The 15088-nt window shown below is 66.6% G+C and carries 15 protein-coding genes; 12 read left to right on the top strand and 3 right to left on the bottom strand.

Annotation, left to right across the window (positions count from 1 at the left end):
* A partial coding sequence (locus WAZ62_RS12685) for a hypothetical protein (RefSeq protein WP_422643913.1) occupies positions 1-183 on the top strand: 183 nt, incomplete at its 5' end.
* A gap of 23 nt (positions 184-206) precedes the next feature.
* Here WAZ62_RS12685 and WAZ62_RS12680 read toward each other — a convergent pair.
* Both WAZ62_RS12680 and WAZ62_RS12675 read right to left on the bottom strand, forming a co-directional pair.
* The gene (locus WAZ62_RS12680) at positions 207-605 is read right to left on the bottom strand and encodes a response regulator (RefSeq protein WP_422643912.1); all 399 of its coding nucleotides are present in this window, start codon (positions 603-605) and stop codon (positions 207-209) included.
* Positions 602-2278, bottom strand: coding sequence for a sensor histidine kinase (locus WAZ62_RS12675; protein ID WP_422643911.1), 1677 nt, complete (start codon positions 2276-2278; stop codon positions 602-604). The genes WAZ62_RS12680 and WAZ62_RS12675 overlap by 4 nt, the downstream gene beginning before the upstream one ends.
* Before the next feature lie 445 nt (positions 2279-2723).
* Here WAZ62_RS12675 and WAZ62_RS12670 point away from each other — a divergent pair, with 445 nt between their 5' ends.
* Entirely contained in the window at positions 2724-3752 is a 1029-nt protein-coding gene (locus WAZ62_RS12670) for a response regulator (protein WP_422643910.1), read from the top strand.
* Between the two features lie 67 nt (positions 3753-3819).
* On the opposite strand, the gene WAZ62_RS12665 is transcribed toward WAZ62_RS12670, so the two are convergent.
* Positions 3820-5217: a PLP-dependent aminotransferase family protein gene (locus WAZ62_RS12665; protein ID WP_422643909.1), complete on the bottom strand. Its 1398-nt coding sequence runs from the start codon at positions 5215-5217 to the stop codon at positions 3820-3822.
* A gap of 483 nt (positions 5218-5700) precedes the next feature.
* On the opposite strand from WAZ62_RS12665, the gene WAZ62_RS12660 reads away from it, so the two are divergent.
* The 10 genes from WAZ62_RS12660 to bcsA form a co-directional block, all read left to right on the top strand.
* Entirely contained in the window at positions 5701-6183 is a 483-nt protein-coding gene (locus tag WAZ62_RS12660) for an MSMEG_0572/Sll0783 family nitrogen starvation response protein (protein ID WP_422643908.1), read from the top strand.
* Position 6184: 1 nt separating this feature from the next.
* Entirely contained in the window at positions 6185-7234 is a 1050-nt protein-coding gene (locus WAZ62_RS12655) for a Nit6803 family nitrilase (protein ID WP_422643907.1), read from the top strand.
* Complete coding sequence (locus tag WAZ62_RS12650) at positions 7170-8267, top strand: MSMEG_0568 family radical SAM protein (RefSeq protein ID WP_422643906.1); 1098 nt, start codon at positions 7170-7172, stop codon at positions 8265-8267. The genes WAZ62_RS12655 and WAZ62_RS12650 overlap by 65 nt, the downstream gene beginning before the upstream one ends.
* Before the next feature lie 3 nt (positions 8268-8270).
* Positions 8271-8813: an MSMEG_0567/Sll0786 family nitrogen starvation N-acetyltransferase gene (locus tag WAZ62_RS12645; RefSeq protein ID WP_422643905.1), complete on the top strand. Its 543-nt coding sequence runs from the start codon at positions 8271-8273 to the stop codon at positions 8811-8813.
* A complete protein-coding gene (locus tag WAZ62_RS12640) occupies positions 8810-9793 on the top strand; it encodes a sll0787 family AIR synthase-like protein (RefSeq protein WP_422643904.1) in 984 nt (327 codons plus the stop codon). The genes WAZ62_RS12645 and WAZ62_RS12640 overlap by 4 nt, the downstream gene beginning before the upstream one ends.
* On the top strand, positions 9786-10088 hold the full coding sequence (locus WAZ62_RS12635) for an MSMEG_0570 family nitrogen starvation response protein (RefSeq protein ID WP_422643903.1): 303 nt from the start codon (positions 9786-9788) through the stop codon (positions 10086-10088). Before WAZ62_RS12640 ends, WAZ62_RS12635 begins: the two co-directional genes overlap by 8 nt.
* The gene (locus tag WAZ62_RS12630) at positions 10085-11356 is read left to right on the top strand and encodes an MSMEG_0569 family flavin-dependent oxidoreductase (protein WP_422643902.1); all 1272 of its coding nucleotides are present in this window, start codon (positions 10085-10087) and stop codon (positions 11354-11356) included. Before WAZ62_RS12635 ends, WAZ62_RS12630 begins: the two co-directional genes overlap by 4 nt.
* A gap of 195 nt (positions 11357-11551) precedes the next feature.
* Entirely contained in the window at positions 11552-12157 is a 606-nt protein-coding gene (locus WAZ62_RS12625) for a hypothetical protein (RefSeq protein ID WP_422643901.1), read from the top strand.
* Positions 12157-12945 carry a cellulose biosynthesis protein BcsQ gene (gene bcsQ / locus WAZ62_RS12620; RefSeq protein WP_422643900.1) on the top strand — a complete coding sequence of 263 codons (789 nt, stop codon included), beginning with the start codon at positions 12157-12159 and terminating at the stop codon, positions 12943-12945. Before WAZ62_RS12625 ends, bcsQ begins: the two co-directional genes overlap by 1 nt.
* On the top strand, positions 12942-15088 hold a 2147-nt coding region (gene bcsA, locus WAZ62_RS12615), incomplete at its 3' end, for a UDP-forming cellulose synthase catalytic subunit (RefSeq protein WP_422643899.1). The genes bcsQ and bcsA, both read left to right, overlap by 4 nt.

Raw genomic sequence — 15088 nt, 5'->3', positions numbered from 1 at the left:
GTGCCGGCCCTGCCGCCCTTCGCCCGCACGCGCGCGATCCTGCAGGCGCAGAACGCGCCGACCCTCGGCCGCAGCGCGCCGACGAGCGGCGCCGAATCCGGCAAGGTCTACGAGAATTATCTGGGCTCGATCGGCAAGGGCGGCGCCGGACCCAAGATCGAAAGCCTGTCCACGTCCAAGTAGGACGAAGGCAAGCGACGGGGGCTTCAGGCCCCCGGCTTCGCCAGGCTGTCGATCACCCGGCGGCATATGTCGAAACTCAGCGGCTTGTTGAGCACGATGGGCGCGAGGCCCCGATGCGAAGCCGCCTCGGCCACCAGTTCGGGGTTGCCGCTCATCAGCACGACCTGTTCGGTGTGGCGCAGCAGGGTCATGATTTCCGCCGCCCGGACGCCGCCCAGTTGCGGCATCCCGACATCCATCAGGACGACATCGGGCCGCCGCTCGCGCGCGATCTCGACCGCCTCGATGCCATTGCAGGCCTCAAGGACATTGTAGCCGATACGGCCGAACAGCTCGACCAGCTCGCTGCGCAAATCCTCGTCGTCATCGACGACCAGGATGGTCGGCGATTTGGCACGCGGCTTCTCTTTCACTGAACTCATGATCCGCTTGCCGCATCCTCGACGTAAGCAGGGATTTCGAGCCTGAATACGGCGCCGTCGCCCACATTGGAAGCACTGATCGTCCCACCCATGTCGGTCATCAGCGTCCGGCAGATGGAAAGGCCGAGGCCGCTGCCGTGGCCGACCTCCTTCAGGGTGAAGAAGGCGTCGAAGATCCGGTTCATGACGTCGCCCGGAATACCGCCGCCGGTATCCCGCACCTCGACGAGAACGCGATCGGAGATGCGGTCGTCATGTACCGTGATGCGGATTTCGCCCCGGGTCGGCTCGTTGCGATTGCTGCAATATTCGGCGATGGCATCCCGCGCGTTGACGACGAGATTGAGGAAGACCTGCTGCAGGGACACCGGGTTGGCCTTCAGCGGCCGGCAATAGGGCGGCGCTTCGCAGATTAGCTGGATGCCGCGGTTGCGCAGCGAGCCTTCCGTGAGGTGGCGGATATTGTCCATGATCTCGGTGACCGAGACCGGGCGAAGCCCGAGCGTGCGGCGATCGGGATGGGCGAGGGTGCGGATGGCGCTGATGATCTCGCCCGCGCGCAGGGCCTGGGTATGAATGCGGTCGAGCTTGGAGACGACGATCGCCTGTTCGGCCGAGCCGACCGAATTCTGCCGCTCGTTCTCGCTCTCCAGCGCCAGCTTGGCATTCTTCACCGCCATGGCGATGACCGACAGAGGCTGGCTGATCTCATGGGCGATCACGGTCATCAACTCGCCGAGGGTGGCGAGCTTGGCCGTGTTGATCAGGATGTTCTTCTGCTCGTCGACCTCGAAGGCCTGGGTCGCGATCAGGCTGAGACGCTGCATCAGGGCAAGCTGCGCCGGCTCGAAGAAACCGGGGGTCCTGTGCAGGGCGACGAGCATGGCCGCCTCGGTGCCGATGGTCAGGGGCGCCACCAGCGCATTGCGGAAGCGCCGGCGAAGGGACTCGGGGAACTGGGGCCATTCCTTCAGCGTGGCCATGTCGGCGATGACCAGGGCCTCGCCCATCAGGGCCGCGCTGATGATGTCGCCATCGGGCCACTTCATGCCCGACAGCGCCGGGTCGGTGGCGACGACGACCAGCAGTTCGTCGCGCGTCCGCCGGCGCACCACCAGCGCCTCGTCGAAGCGCAGCAGGCGGGCGAAGAGGCTGAACAATTCGGCGCATTTGTCGGCGAGGGGCGACGGCTGGATCAGCGCGCGGAGCGAGGCGAGCAAGACATCCGCCTCCTCGCGCAGGCGCATTTCGCGATTGCGGTTGGCCTCCGCCCGCTCGAGCAGTTCGACGAGTTCGCCGCGATGCTGTTCATCGAACGGCCGGCCGCTCCAGACCTTGCCGACGCCGACATAGCCGCCATCGGCGGCGGGCGTGCCGGTCAGGGTGAAATTCACCACCGCGCCCTCGCGCGGGGCGAAACTGAGCGCGATGTCGCGCATGGGCGCGAGACGCATCAGCAACTGGCCCAGATGTTCGCCCTGGGCGGGATAAAGCGTCCGCTGGGCGAGGCGGTCCAGTTTCGCGCCGCGCAGCATCTGGATCACGGCCGGGTCGCAGCCGACATCCAGCGGCGAGATTTCGTCGATACGGAAATCCGGGCCGCTGCGCCAGGTGAAATCGGCGGCGAGGCTGAGCAGATCCGGGGGCGGGATCATGTCGACGGCATTGGCCATGGTCATGCCCCCTGACCGAAGAACCGCGGGAATGCGGCCCGTTCCTGGATGATCCGAAGAATCCGATCGTACACTGCCAGAACCCCCTCATGGCGACGGCGCGGTCGCCCCGCGGTCGCTGGCCGCCGGAATCACACTGCGGCTGCCCCGCCACACCCCGACCGGCGAAGTCTAGGGAAACTAGGTGAACAGGGCGTAAACCCGGCTCCCATTCTCCAATCGCATGAAATTACATGGTTCCTTCACATCGCGTCTCGCGAATCATCCTGTTTTGGACCAATTTGCGATTTGTTCACGATCTTTGGTTAGACACTGAACCGTGATGCCCGCCGATGGTGCGGCATCCGCCGGGTTGGATGAATTCGCTTCCATTCCGCGCGCGATTGGGCATAAAGGTCTTATGTCCGCCCAAAGGGGGGAGGTGGGTTCGCCAATGATGCCTGGTATGAATCGTTCAAACACGATCTCAACGCCTGTCTATGTGATCGACGATGATGCCTCAATTGTCGAGGAAGTTGGCGATTTCCTGAAGCTGAAGGGTTTTGTCGTCCATGCTTATTCGGTGCCCGCCGAGGCGCTGGACAACATGCTGGCGGAAGCCGAGCCTTTCCTGCTGGTCACCGACATGCAGATGCCGGGGTTGAGTGGTCTCGATCTGGTACGCGAGTTGCGCCACTTTGGGGGCTCACCGCGTATCTTTGAGACCATTCTGTTCTCGGCCTTCGCCGACCTCGACCGTGCGATCAATGCGCTGAAGCTCGGCGTGCTGGACTTCCTGGTGAAGCCGGTCGATCTCGATCAACTGGTCGCCGCGATCCATCGCGCGTCCGAGGCGCTGGAGCAGCGCCGGGACAGCAAGCCCAACGACCGCGATCTTTCGGTGCAGCTGGCGGAGACCCTGGCCAAGGCCAAGGAACTGACCTCGACCATCGAGAATGCCGCGGTTCGTCTGTCGCGGGAATCCTCGGTGCCTTCGCCGTCGGCCATGTCGTCGCCCCGTTCCTCGGGGCCGATGCAGGCGCAGCCGGCCGTGTCCCAGCCGGTGCACCGGCTGAACATCGGTCAGCCGCGCACCCTGCCGGGCCAGGCGCCGGAAGATGGCGAGATGCTGCACCGGATCAAGGCGCTGCAGGCCGCGCGCCGTTTCCGCGACAAGCTGCTGCCGTCCTGCGTCGATGGCGATGCCAATTGGGAAATCCTGCTCTATCTGATCGAGCAGTCGCTGCTGCACCGGGTCGTTTCCGTGACCTCGGCCTGTCACGCGACGACGCTGCCGTCGACCACGGCGATGCGCAAGATCGACGAACTGGTCTCGACCGGCTGGCTGCAGAAACGGCCCGACCCCTCGGATCGCCGCCGCACGCTGATCGCGCCGACCGACCTGTGCCGCGACCGGATGCGCAACTTTCTGCTGGGCCTGCCGGTCAATATCGGCACGCCGGGCTTCGAATCCTCGGTGCCGGCGCTGGCCTGAGCCCGCGCCCATCGAGAAGCTGAAGGGGCCGCCCGGCCATGTCGGGCGGCCCTTTTGCTTTCCCGGCTCAGATGACGCTGGCGGTGGCCGCCGGGGCCGGGTGGATCAGGGCATCGGCGAGATATTCCAGGGCCTGCTGGGCCGCCTTGCGATCGGCGAGGCCGCCAAGACAGACCCGCACCGCTTCCGGCGGCTCGCGCGAGACGACGAAGGCATCGCTGCCGACGACGCCGATGCCGGAATTGCGCATGTGGCCGGTGAAGCTGGCCCGGCTCCAGGGCGCGGGCAGATTGACCCAGACGTGGAAACCTTCCGGGTCGGCCTGCCAGGTGCCGGCGGGCAGGATGTCGCGCACCAGGGCCTGGCGCGCCCGCGACTCGGTCCTGATCGTGGTCAGCACGTCTTCAGCGACGCCTTCCTCGATCCAGTGGGTGGCGAGGGCGACGGTCAGCGGCGAGGCCATGACCGTCGATGCGCGGAGGAAGGCCGCCAGGGGCCAGGCGCTGCGCACGTCGGGCGCGACCAGATAGGCGACCCGAAGCCCGGCGCCCAGGCATTTGGCGAGGCCGGCGACGTAATAGGTGATGTCGGGCGCGAGGGCGGCGAAGGCCGGCGGCGGCGAGACCGGGATGCAGCCATAGGCGTCATCCTCGATGATCTTGACGCCATGGCGCCGGGCGACGGCGATCAGGTCGTGGCGGCGGCGCGTGGTGATGGTCGCCGTCGTCGGGTTCAGCAGGGTCGGATTGCAGTAGAGCGCCTTCACCCCCCGGCTCTGGCAGGCTTCCTCGAAGGCGGCGGCGTCGATGCCCTGTTCGTCCATGGCGAGGCCGACCAGGGTCAGGCCCAATTGCGCCGCGATGGCGCGCGCGCCCGGGTAGGTCAGGCTTTCGCAGGCGATGGTATCGCCGGCGCGCAGGATCGTGCTCATGATCGCCATCAGCGCGGCATGGGCGCCGGGGCAGATCAATACCCGGTCGGCCGGCACTTCCACCCGGTGGCGGGCCAGCCAGGTGATGGCCGCGGCCTTGTCGGCCGGCGCGCCGCCAAAGCCCTGATAGCGCAGCAGGGCCTGAAGATCGGCGCCGATCTCGGCCAGGCCCCGGCGCATGCGCTCGACCAGGGCGGGGTCCTGCGGCTCGGGCGGCAGGTTCATGGTCAGGTCGACCAGCTGGACGGTTCGCGCCGGGCGCGTCGCGGGCGTCGCCGCCAGGGTGCGGACGAAGGAGCCGGCGCCGACCCGCGATTCGATCAGGCCCCGGCGCTGCGCCTCGACATAGGCCCGGGCGATCGTGGTGAAATTCAGGCCCAGCTGTTCGGCCAGCTGGCGCTGCGGCGGCAGGCGATCGTTCGGGGCAAGCCGCCCGGCGCGCATGTCGGTCTCGATCGCATCGGCGATGGCGATATAGTGCGGGCGGGTGGACTTGCCGATATGGGGTACCCAGCCGACGAGCTTGCGGGCCATCTGTGAACCTTGATGTGAATTGAATGCAGTCAAGGCGCGCATATTGCCAAAATTGACTGCATATGAAGAACGCGCTAGCGAAATGCCCGGTCCCGGCAGTCCGGTCCGGCAAGATGCCAGCCCCATCATTTAACGCCGCTGTCCAGCCCCGCGCAAGCGTCTGCGCAAGGGGCAAGGGCCGCGCCACCTCTAGCCTCGCTCACGGTCGGGGGACGGTAGCGGCGCGTTTGAATCGGTGATGTCGGGGCCCGGCATTGCTGCTTTTAATGATTAAAATTTGATCTTTACGGTGCCTAAACTGTTTGCGCTGGTCGAAAATGATGCAGCGCCGGTTGCGCCGGAACCGCCTGATTGACCGCATATATTGACTGCATTCAATTGAATCTGATTATCGATTGTGCAGTCATTTGACTGGCACGCGGCTTGCAAAATCTCCCTCGTCACCACCCGGCGCGAGCCGATCGGACCCAGGGGAGATGTGTAATGCCTGAAGTGACTGCACCGGCCCATCAGAAGGGCGATTATTTCGTCAACTACGAAGAGAAGGTCTTCGAGGACGTGAAGGCCAAACCGGGCGAGAAAGCCCTGGTCACCTTCCACACCGTCGCCTTCGAAGGCTCGATCGGCCTCGTCAACCTGCTGCAGGCGACCCGCCTGCTGCGCAAGGGCTTCGAGACCTCGGTCCTGCTTTATGGTCCGGGTGTAACCCTGGGCATTCAGCGCGGCTTCCCGACGCTGGGCGACGAGGCTTTTCCCGGCCATCTCGCCATGAACAACCAGATCGTGAAGTTCATGGGCGAGGGCGGCAAGGTCTATGCCTGCCGTTTCGCGCTCCAGGCGCTCTATGGCCATGGCGAGCCCTCGCTGATCGCGGGCATCACCCCGATCAACCCGCTCGACGTGATGGATCTCATCCTGATCCATCGCCGCGACGGCGCCTTCATCCTCAACACCTGGACGCTCTGACATGAGCGCGGGTGGACGGGTGGTCAGGGCGGCGGCGGTCCAGATCGCGCCCGATATCGCGCGGCCGGAAGGCACGCTCGAGCGGGTCTGCAACGCGATCGCGGAAGCCTCGGCCAAGGGTGCGCAGCTCGTGGTCTTTCCCGAGACCTTCGTGCCCTATTACCCTTACTTTTCCTTCGTCCATCCGCCCGTCCTCGCCGGGCCCGACCATTTGCGGCTCTACGAGCACGCGGTGGTCGTGCCCGGGCCGGTCACCCAGGCGGTATCCCGCGCCGCCGCCTCGGCCCGCATCGTCGTCGTCCTCGGCGTCAACGAACGCGACCACGGCTCGCTCTATAATGCGCAACTCGTCTTCGATGCCGACGGCGCCATGGTGCTGAAACGGCGCAAGATCACGCCGACCTATCACGAGCGCATGATCTGGGGCCAGGGCGACGGCGCCGGCCTTCGGGTCGTCGATACCGCGGTAGGCCGTCTCGGCGCCCTCGCCTGCTGGGAGCATTACAACCCGCTGGCGCGCTATGCCCTGATGACCCAACACGAGGAAATCCACGCCAGCCAGTTTCCGGGCTCCATGGTCGGGCCGATCTTCGGCGAGCAGATGGAAGTGACGATCCGCCACCACGCGCTCGAATCCGGCTGTTTCGTCGTCAACGCGACCGGCTGGCTGACCGAAGAGCAGATCAACGCGATCACCCCCGATCCCAAATTGCAGAAGGGCCTGCGCGGCGGCTGCCATACCGCGATCATCAGCCCCGAGGGCAAGCATCTGGTGCCGCCTCTGACCGAAGGGGAGGGGATGCTGATCGCCGATCTCGACATGGCCCTGATCACCAAGCGCAAGCGGATGATGGATTCCGTCGGCCATTACGCGCGGCCCGACCTCCTCTCCCTCCACCTCGACAATCGGCCGGCGCGCGCCCTGGTGCCCGCGCTCGATCCGATGCCCGTCCCATCCCCCATCCCCAGCCCGCGGAGCGACGCCCATGAAGCCGACGACGCAGCAGACCTTGATCACCGAATTGCAGTCCTTCGGGGTTCGGCTGGCTGATCCGGGCGCGGGGGCCGCCAGCCGGCGTGGCGGGGCCGGACCGTCCGACCACAAGGCGATGACGGTCGAGGGCCAGACGGTGATGGTCCCCGTCCACACGGCGCCCGCCTTCGCCTCGCCCTATGTCGCGGAAAAGCCGGATGCCACGGGCGTATCGGTCATTCGCCGGGACGGGGTCGCGGTCGGCGAGGTGTCCTTCCCGTTGAAGCCGCGCTTCTACGAGTTGCAGACGCTGGACGGCATTCCCTATTCGCAGATCGCGACGCTGCACGGGCGCGATGTGCTGGCGACCACCATCCTGCAGACCTGCATCCGCTATCAGAGCCGGAGCAAGACCTGCAAATTCTGCGCGATCGGCCAGAGCCTCGCCGCCGGCCGCACCATCGCCCACAAGACGCCGGAGCAGCTCGCCGAAGTCGCCCGCGCCGCCGTCCTCCTCGACGGCGTCAAGCACATGGTGATGACGACGGGCACGCCCAATGCCACCGACCGGGGCGCCGCCGTGCTGTGCGAAAGCGCCTTCGCGGTGAAGGCGGCGGTCGATCTGCCGATCCAGGGCCAGTGCGAGCCGCCGGACGACGATGCCTGGTTCACCCGCATGAAGGCGGCGGGCATCGACACGCTGGGCATGCACCTCGAAGTGGTCACGCCCGCGCTTCGGGCCGAGATCATGCCGGGCAAGGCCAGCGTTCCCGTCAGCCGCTATCTCGACGCCTTCAGGGCGGCGGTGCCGGTGTTCGGCCGGGGCCAGGTCTCGACCTATATTCTCGCCGGCCTCGGCGATACGCGGGAAGCGATCCTGTCGATCGCCGAGACGCTGATCGAGCTTGGCGTCTATCCCTTCGTCGTGCCCTTCGTGCCGATTTCGGGCACGCCGCTCGAAGACCATCCGACGCCGTCGCCCGCCTTCATGCGCGAGATCCTGCAGCCCCTCGGCGGGATGCTGAAGGCCGCCGGCCTGCTGTCGTCCGAGATCAAGGCGGGCTGCGGCAAATGCGGCGCCTGTTCCGCCCTGTCGAGCTTCGAGGGCTGAGCCATGATCTTCGAGCCGGTCCTGCCCTATGTCACCGGCGAAGCCCGGGTGAAACTGGCCATCGCCCGTTGGGAAGTGGCCGGCGCGGCCGCGCTGCGACGCCAGGTGTTCTGCCGCGAACAGAAGATATTCGCGGGCGACGACCGTGACGGGACCGATGCCCGCGCCCTGCCGCTGGTCGCGCTCGCCCCCATCTTCGGCGTGCCCGATCAGGTGGTGGGCACCGTCCGCATCCACGAGGACGCGCCGGGCCACTGGGCCGGCTCGCGCCTCGCGGTGGAGCCGGCCTGGCGCAGGCTGGGGGCGCTTGGCAGCGGCCTGATCCGGCTGGCGGTCGGCACGGCGGCGGCGCGCGGCTGCCGGCGCTTCACCGCTCATGTCCAGGCGCAGAACGCGCCGCTGTTCCACCGCCTGCACTGGGCGACGCTCGACGTCTCCGACCTGCACGGCCGGCCGCATCACTTCATGGAAGCGGATCTGGATCATTATGCCCCGGTATCCGATGCCGAGGCGGGCTTCGCCGTGCTGATCGGGAGGCGGATGTGAGCATCGCGGATCTCGCCCTGCGCCTGACCGGCGCGCGCGGTCTTGGCCACAAGCGCGATATCGCCGGCGTCATGTCGGCCCTTGGCCTCGGCGGCGGCTCTCATGTCGCGGTGGGCGACGATTGCGCCGCCATTCCGGACGGCGACGGTTACCTTCTGTTCGCCATCGAAGGTTTCATGGCCGATTTCGTCGCGGCGGAGCCCTGGTTCGCCGGTTATTGCGGCGTCATGGTCAATGTCTCGGATATCGCGGCCATGGGCGGCCGGCCGGTCGCCGTCGTCGACGCGCTGTGGAGCCGGGATGGCGACCATGCCGCGCTCATCCTGTCGGGTCTCGCGGCGGGCAGCACCGCCTATGGCGTGCCCATCGTCGGCGGCCACAGCAACACGCGGAATGCCGGCGGCGAACAATTGTCGGTCGCCATCATCGGCCGGGCGAAAGCACTGCTGACCAGCTTCGATGCCCAGGCCGGCGACCGCCTGCTGATGGCGATCGATCTGCGGGGCCGCTTCCGCGACCCCCATCCCTATTGGGATTGCAGTTCGACCGCGCTGCCGCCCCGGCTGCGGGCGCAGATCGAGATCCTGCCCGGCCTCGCCGAAGACGGGTTGGCCCATGCCGCCAAGGATATCAGCATGGCGGGCGCTGTGGGCACGGCCCTGATGCTGCTCGAATGCTCGGGCCTCGGGGCGACGATCGACGTTACCCGGATTCCCCGGCCCGAGGGCGTCGCGCTGGAGCGCTGGCTGACCGTCTTTCCCAGCTTCGGCTATGTCCTCGCCGTTCCGCCCGACCATGTCGATGCGGTGAGCGGGCGTTTCGCCGCCGCCGGCATCGCCTGCGCCGATGTCGGCGGCTGTAATGCCAGCGGTCTCGTCCGCATCGCTGACGGGCGCGAGACCGCCATGCTCTGGAATTTCGCCGACCAGCCGCTGATCGGCTGCGGCCCCGTCCCGCAGGGAGATCGAGAGGATGCCTGAAGTCTGGTTCCGCGTGCGCTGGCCCGATGGGGCGGTCGAGACCTGTTATTCGCCGTCATCGTCGATCGCCCATTATTTCGTCGCCGGCACGAGCTATCCGCTCGAGGACTTCCTCGCCCGCAGCCGCGCCGGCCTTCGCGCCGCGAGCGAGCGGGTGCGGGCGCGCCATGGCTTCCCCTGTTCGCGGGCCCTGGGCCAGCTCGCCCGCATCGAACAGGCCGCCGCCACCATCGCCGAGCCCGCCTCGGCCGTCGTCACCATCGAGACCTTGCACATCCAGGGAGAACTCCCATGACCAGCAACCATTATCCCGTCCTCGTCATCGGCGGCGGCCAGGCCGGCCTTTCCGCCTCCTATTTCCTGAAGCAGCGCGGCATCGATCATCTGGTGTTCGAGAAAAACCGCCGGGGCCACGCCTGGCGCGAGGAACGTTGGGACAATTTCTGCCTGGTCACGCCGAACTGGCAGTGCCAACTGCCGGATTTTCCCTATGCTGGCGCCGATCCCTTCGGCTTCATGAAGAAGGACGAGATCCTCGCCTATCTCGATGCCTTCATCGCCAGGACCGAGCCGCCCCTGCGTGAAGGCGTGGCGGTCACCGCCCTGCGCCAGGGGGCCGAAGGCGGCTTCGTGGTCGAGACCAGCGACGGCACCTATACCGCCGATCAGGTCATCGTCAGCGTCGGCGGCTATCACATCCCGAACATCCCCCGGGTGGCGGAACGCCTGCCGCGCGAGATCCTGCAAATTCACTCCTCGCGCTATCGCAACAGCGAGGCTTTGCCGCCGGGCGCCGTCCTCGTCGTCGGCTCCGGCCAGTCGGGCTGCCAGATCGCCGAGGATCTGAAGATCGACGGGCGCAAGGTGCATCTGTGCGTCGGCAGCGCGCCGCGCTCGCCGCGCCGCTATCGCGGGCGGGACGCCGTCGAATGGCTGCACGACATGGGCCATTACGACCTGCCGGTCGAGCGCCATCCCCTGGGCGAGAAGGTGCGCGGCAAGGCCAACCACTATCTGACCGGGCGCGGCGGCGGCCGCGAGATCGACCTGCGTCGCCACGCGCTCGAAGGCATGGTGCTGCACGGCCGCCTGCTGGATGTCGCCGATGGCGCGATGATCTTCGGCGACGATCTCGCCGCCAATCTCGATGCCGCCGACGCGACCTACAACCGGATCCGTGAAGGCATCGACGCCTATCTGGCCGAAAAGGGGATCGCGGCGCCGGAAGATCCGCCCTATGTCCCGGTCTGGCATCCGGCGCCGGGGGAGGGCGGCGGTGTGCTTGACCTTGCGGCGGCAGGAATTTCCAGCGTGATCTGGGCGACCGGCTTCCGGCCCAATTTCACCTGGGTCGAGGTCCCGGTCTTCGACGGTCGCGGCTATCCGACCCACAAGCGGGGTGTCTCGTCGGTGCCGGGGTTGTGCTTCCTCGGCCTGCCGTGGTTGCACACCTGGGGCTCGGGCCGGTTTTCCGGCATCGCCCGGGATGCGGCCTTCGTCGTTGAAAGCCTGATCGAAGGGCGCGGCGAATCAGTCTCGCCCGAGGCGCGACGGTCGGCTTGACACGCATCGCTTTTGCGCCGCACGCGGGCACTCGCGGAGGATAAAATCCCGGAAAGGAGAAAAAATTAACCCATTCCGTTGAATACTTGCGCCTGCGACGGCAATTTGCCCCAATAACATGGCTAAAATTTGGTGTATTTTCGGTAAACACTGAAAGCGGGATCGCGTGTCAACGGCGCGAGGCGGGGGTCATGAATGTCGGCAACGGATGATACCTCGAGGCTGTTTCGGGCCATGGGCCTGGAGCGCAAGGCGGGTGATTACAAGGATCTAGGGCAATTGACCCGCAACAGCCGGATCGCCGCCCTGGACGAAAGCGCCTTGCCGATGATGGCCGCGGTTGCCCGCTCCCTCGATGCCGGGCCGGCCGCTCCGTCGCGGCAGGCCCCCGTCGCCGAGGTCCCCGTCAGCGAGGTTGCCGCACCTGCTGGGCCGGTGTCGGAAGCCCTGTCGCCGCTGATGGCGTCGATGGCGCCTGTCGCCGCTCACGAGCCGGTCGCGCCGGCTTTCGAGGTCGTGCTCGTTCCCGTCGTCGCGCCCGTGGTGGTCGAGACCGTGGCGGCGCCTGCGGTCGCCACCGCCGAGCCGGTCATGGCGGCCCCGGTGGTTCATCCTCCTGTATCCGCCCCTCACCATCCGGCGGCGGTCGCGGTTTCCGCGCCGGTGAAGCCCGCCGCCGCCGATCTTTCGCGTGTGTTCGAGCGCTATGGCGGCAAGGCCGGGTCGGCCCCCGATCATTCTCCCCCCGATCCTTCGCCCAAGGGCACGCCGCTGAAACCCCTTTTCGACAGATTGCGCTGATGCCGGTTCTCGCCTTTTCATCGCCAAAGGGTGGGGTGGGGAAAACCACGCTGACCGCCAATGTCGCCGTTGCCCTGCACCAGCTGGGCTGGGGCGTCCTTGTCATTGATTTCGATGTCCAGAACAGCCTGCGGCTGCATTTCGGCATGGCCCTCGACGACGAGCGCGGCTATGTCGCCTTCGCCGACGAGCCGGAGGAATGGCCCAATCTGGCCATGCCGACGAACTCGGGCGTGTTCTTTCTGCCCTACGGCCAGGTCACCGAAGAGCAGCGGCTTCGTTTCGAGCGTCATCTGACCGATGAGCCCGATTACCTCATGCGCGGGCTTGGCTCCATCCTCGAACGTCCCGACTGGGTGGTCCTGGCCGATCTGCCGCCCGGCCCGGTGCCCGCCTTGCGCGGTCTCGATCGCATCGGGGCGACCCATGTCGCGGTTCTGCTGGCGGATGCGACGTCGCTGTCGCTGCTGCCGCTGATCGAGCGGGGCCATTTCTATGGCGCCCGGCGGCCGCTCGTCGTGCTCAACCAGGTCGATCCCCGGCGCCAGCTCAGCCGCTCGGTCACGGATTTCGTTTCCGGCCGCATTCCCGATCACCTGATCGGGGAGATTTACCGCGACGAGGCGGTGGCCGAGGCGATCGGCTGGCAGCGTTCGGTCTTCGAGCAGGCACCGGCCAGCGTCGGCGCCCGAGACATCAAGCACCTCGCCGAAGTCCTGTCCTCCCGCCTCAAGCAGGAGGCGCGGAATTCGGCACCGCTCCCGCCCGCGATCGAGGCTCATCGATGACCATCACTCAAGCCGTGCGGCGGCTGACGACCGGGGCAGGCCCGGCGCTTGAAAACCGGATGCCGCGGTGGGCGCTCTATCTCTGCGTCGTGCTGGGGATGCTGATCGCCATTCCGGTGATCGTCGCTCCTTTCGACCTTTACCAGCAGATGGTGTTCGGCGCCGTCATCTTCATCGGGGCGCTGGTCATGAACCGGTGGCGCGGCCACAACATGACCATCGCCCTCAGCGTGCTCTCCGTGCTGGTGTCGACCCGCTATCTCTACTGGCGGGTGACCGAGACCCTGAGTTTCGACCATTGGTTCGGCGCCCTGCTCGGTATCGGGCTCGTCATGGCGGAATTCTATGCCTGGGTCATCCTGCTGCTGGGCTATTTCCAGACCGCGCTACCGCTTGACCGCAAGATCGAGATCCTGCCGGATGACGTCAGCCTGTGGCCGACGGTCGACGTCTATATCCCGACCTACAATGAAGGCCTGGAGATCGTCGGCGACACCATCCTCGCGGCCGCCAATATCGATTACCCGGCCGGCAAGCTGCGGGTTCACGTCCTCGACGACGGGCGCCGCCCGGAGTTCCGGGAATTCGCGCGGAAAGTCGGCGTCAATTATATCGTCCGTCCCGACAATACCCATGCCAAGGCCGGCAATCTGAACAATGCCCTGACCGTGACGGATGGCGAACTGATCTGCGTCTTCGATGCCGATCATGTGCCGACGCGGGCCTTCCTGCAGATGACGGTTGGCGGCTTCCTGTCCGACCCCAAGCTCTCGATGGTGCAGACGCCCCACCATTTCTATTCCCCCGACCCGTTCGAGCGGAACATTCGCGGCGGCGACGCCATCCCCAACGAGGGCGATCTGTTCTACGGCCCGGTGCAGAAGGGCAATGATCTGTGGAACGCGGCGTTCTTCTGCGGCTCCTGCGCCGTCCTTCGCCGCGCCGCGCTTGAATCGGTGAACGGCTTCGCCGTCGAGACCGTGACCGAGGATGCCCATACCGCGCTGCGGATGCAGAAGCTGGGCTGGAACACCGCCTATCTCGACATTCCCCTGGCCGCCGGCCGGGCGACCGAGCGTTTCGTGCTGCATGTCGGCCAGCGGGTGCGCTGGGCGCGCGGCATGACCCAGATCCTGCGCCGCGAGAACCCTCTGTTCGGCGGCAAGCTGACCCTGGCGCAGCGGCTCTGCTATCTCAACGCCATGCTGCATTTCCAGTTCGCCCTGCCGCGGATCGTGTTCCTGACCGCGCCGGTGGCCTTCCTGCTGATGGACCAGAACATCATCGCCTCGACCGCGCCGCTCGTGCTCGCCTACGCGCTGCCGCATCTGCTGCATTCCAACATGACCAACATGCGGGTTCACGGCCGCTACCGGCTGACCTTCTGGGGCGAGCTTTACGAGACCGCCCTGTCTTTCCATCTGGTCTGGCCGGTGCTCGCGGCGATGGTCAATCCGAAGCTGGGCAAATTCAACGTGACGGAAAAGGGTGGCCTGCTGGAGCGCGACTACTTCGATTTCCGCATCGCCCGCTTTCACCTGCTGACGCTGGCGCTGGTCACCATCGCGTTGATCGTCGGCTGCTATCGGCTGGTTTACGACTGGCCCGACGCTGACATGAGGGGCGTGTTGCTGATGAATGTCGCATGGTCGCTTTTCAATGGCCTGATCCTGACCGCGGCCATCGCCGCCGCGCGTGAAACACGCCAGATCCGCAAGACGATCCGGCTGCCGATCAGACTGCCGGCGACGGTCTTCACCGACAATGGCCATGCGTTCTGCGCCCAGACCCTCAACCTCTCGACCGGCGGGGCGATGATCCGCCTGCCCGAGGGCATGGTGGTCGATGCCGATGCCATCGACGCGCTGGAGCTTCCGGTCGGGGACCGGGCCGAAGTCTTTCCGGTCAAGGGTATCGCCCTCGAAGGGGGCATGTTGCGCACGAGTTTCGAGGAGATGCCGGTGAATCTGTACCGGATGCTGGTGGGGGTTGTTTTCGGCCGCGCGGACGCCTGGGTTGTGCGCCGCCCGCCGCCCTCGGACAAGCCGAGCACGGCATTGTTCAGCCTGATGAAGGCGACCTGGGGGCTGTTCATTCCGCGCCATTCGAAACCGCCGGCGGGTGCCGCCGGCCGGGCCCATGT

Origin of the sequence: Zavarzinia sp., from assembly GCF_049306435.1 — a bacterium.
GTDB lineage: Bacteria > Pseudomonadota > Alphaproteobacteria > Zavarziniales > Zavarziniaceae > Zavarzinia.
The sequence above is the reverse complement of the archived record's forward strand: the minus strand, read 5'-3'. Positions and strand labels throughout refer to the sequence as shown.

Coding starts and splice junctions, on each gene's coding strand:
- WAZ62_RS12680 (WP_422643912.1), bottom strand. CDS start 605: ATGAGTTCAGTGAAAGAGAAGCCGCGTGCCAAATCGCCGACCATCCTG.
- WAZ62_RS12675 (WP_422643911.1), bottom strand. CDS start 2,278: ATGGCCAATGCCGTCGACATGATCCCGCCCCCGGATCTGCTCAGCCTC.
- WAZ62_RS12670 (WP_422643910.1), top strand. CDS start 2,724: ATGAATCGTTCAAACACGATCTCAACGCCTGTCTATGTGATCGACGAT.
- WAZ62_RS12665 (WP_422643909.1), bottom strand. CDS start 5,217: ATGGCCCGCAAGCTCGTCGGCTGGGTACCCCATATCGGCAAGTCCACC.
- WAZ62_RS12660 (WP_422643908.1), top strand. CDS start 5,701: ATGCCTGAAGTGACTGCACCGGCCCATCAGAAGGGCGATTATTTCGTC.
- WAZ62_RS12655 (WP_422643907.1), top strand. CDS start 6,185: ATGAGCGCGGGTGGACGGGTGGTCAGGGCGGCGGCGGTCCAGATCGCG.
- WAZ62_RS12650 (WP_422643906.1), top strand. CDS start 7,170: ATGAAGCCGACGACGCAGCAGACCTTGATCACCGAATTGCAGTCCTTC.
- WAZ62_RS12645 (WP_422643905.1), top strand. CDS start 8,271: ATGATCTTCGAGCCGGTCCTGCCCTATGTCACCGGCGAAGCCCGGGTG.
- WAZ62_RS12635 (WP_422643903.1), top strand. CDS start 9,786: ATGCCTGAAGTCTGGTTCCGCGTGCGCTGGCCCGATGGGGCGGTCGAG.
- WAZ62_RS12630 (WP_422643902.1), top strand. CDS start 10,085: ATGACCAGCAACCATTATCCCGTCCTCGTCATCGGCGGCGGCCAGGCC.
- WAZ62_RS12625 (WP_422643901.1), top strand. CDS start 11,552: ATGTCGGCAACGGATGATACCTCGAGGCTGTTTCGGGCCATGGGCCTG.
- bcsQ (WP_422643900.1), top strand. CDS start 12,157: ATGCCGGTTCTCGCCTTTTCATCGCCAAAGGGTGGGGTGGGGAAAACC.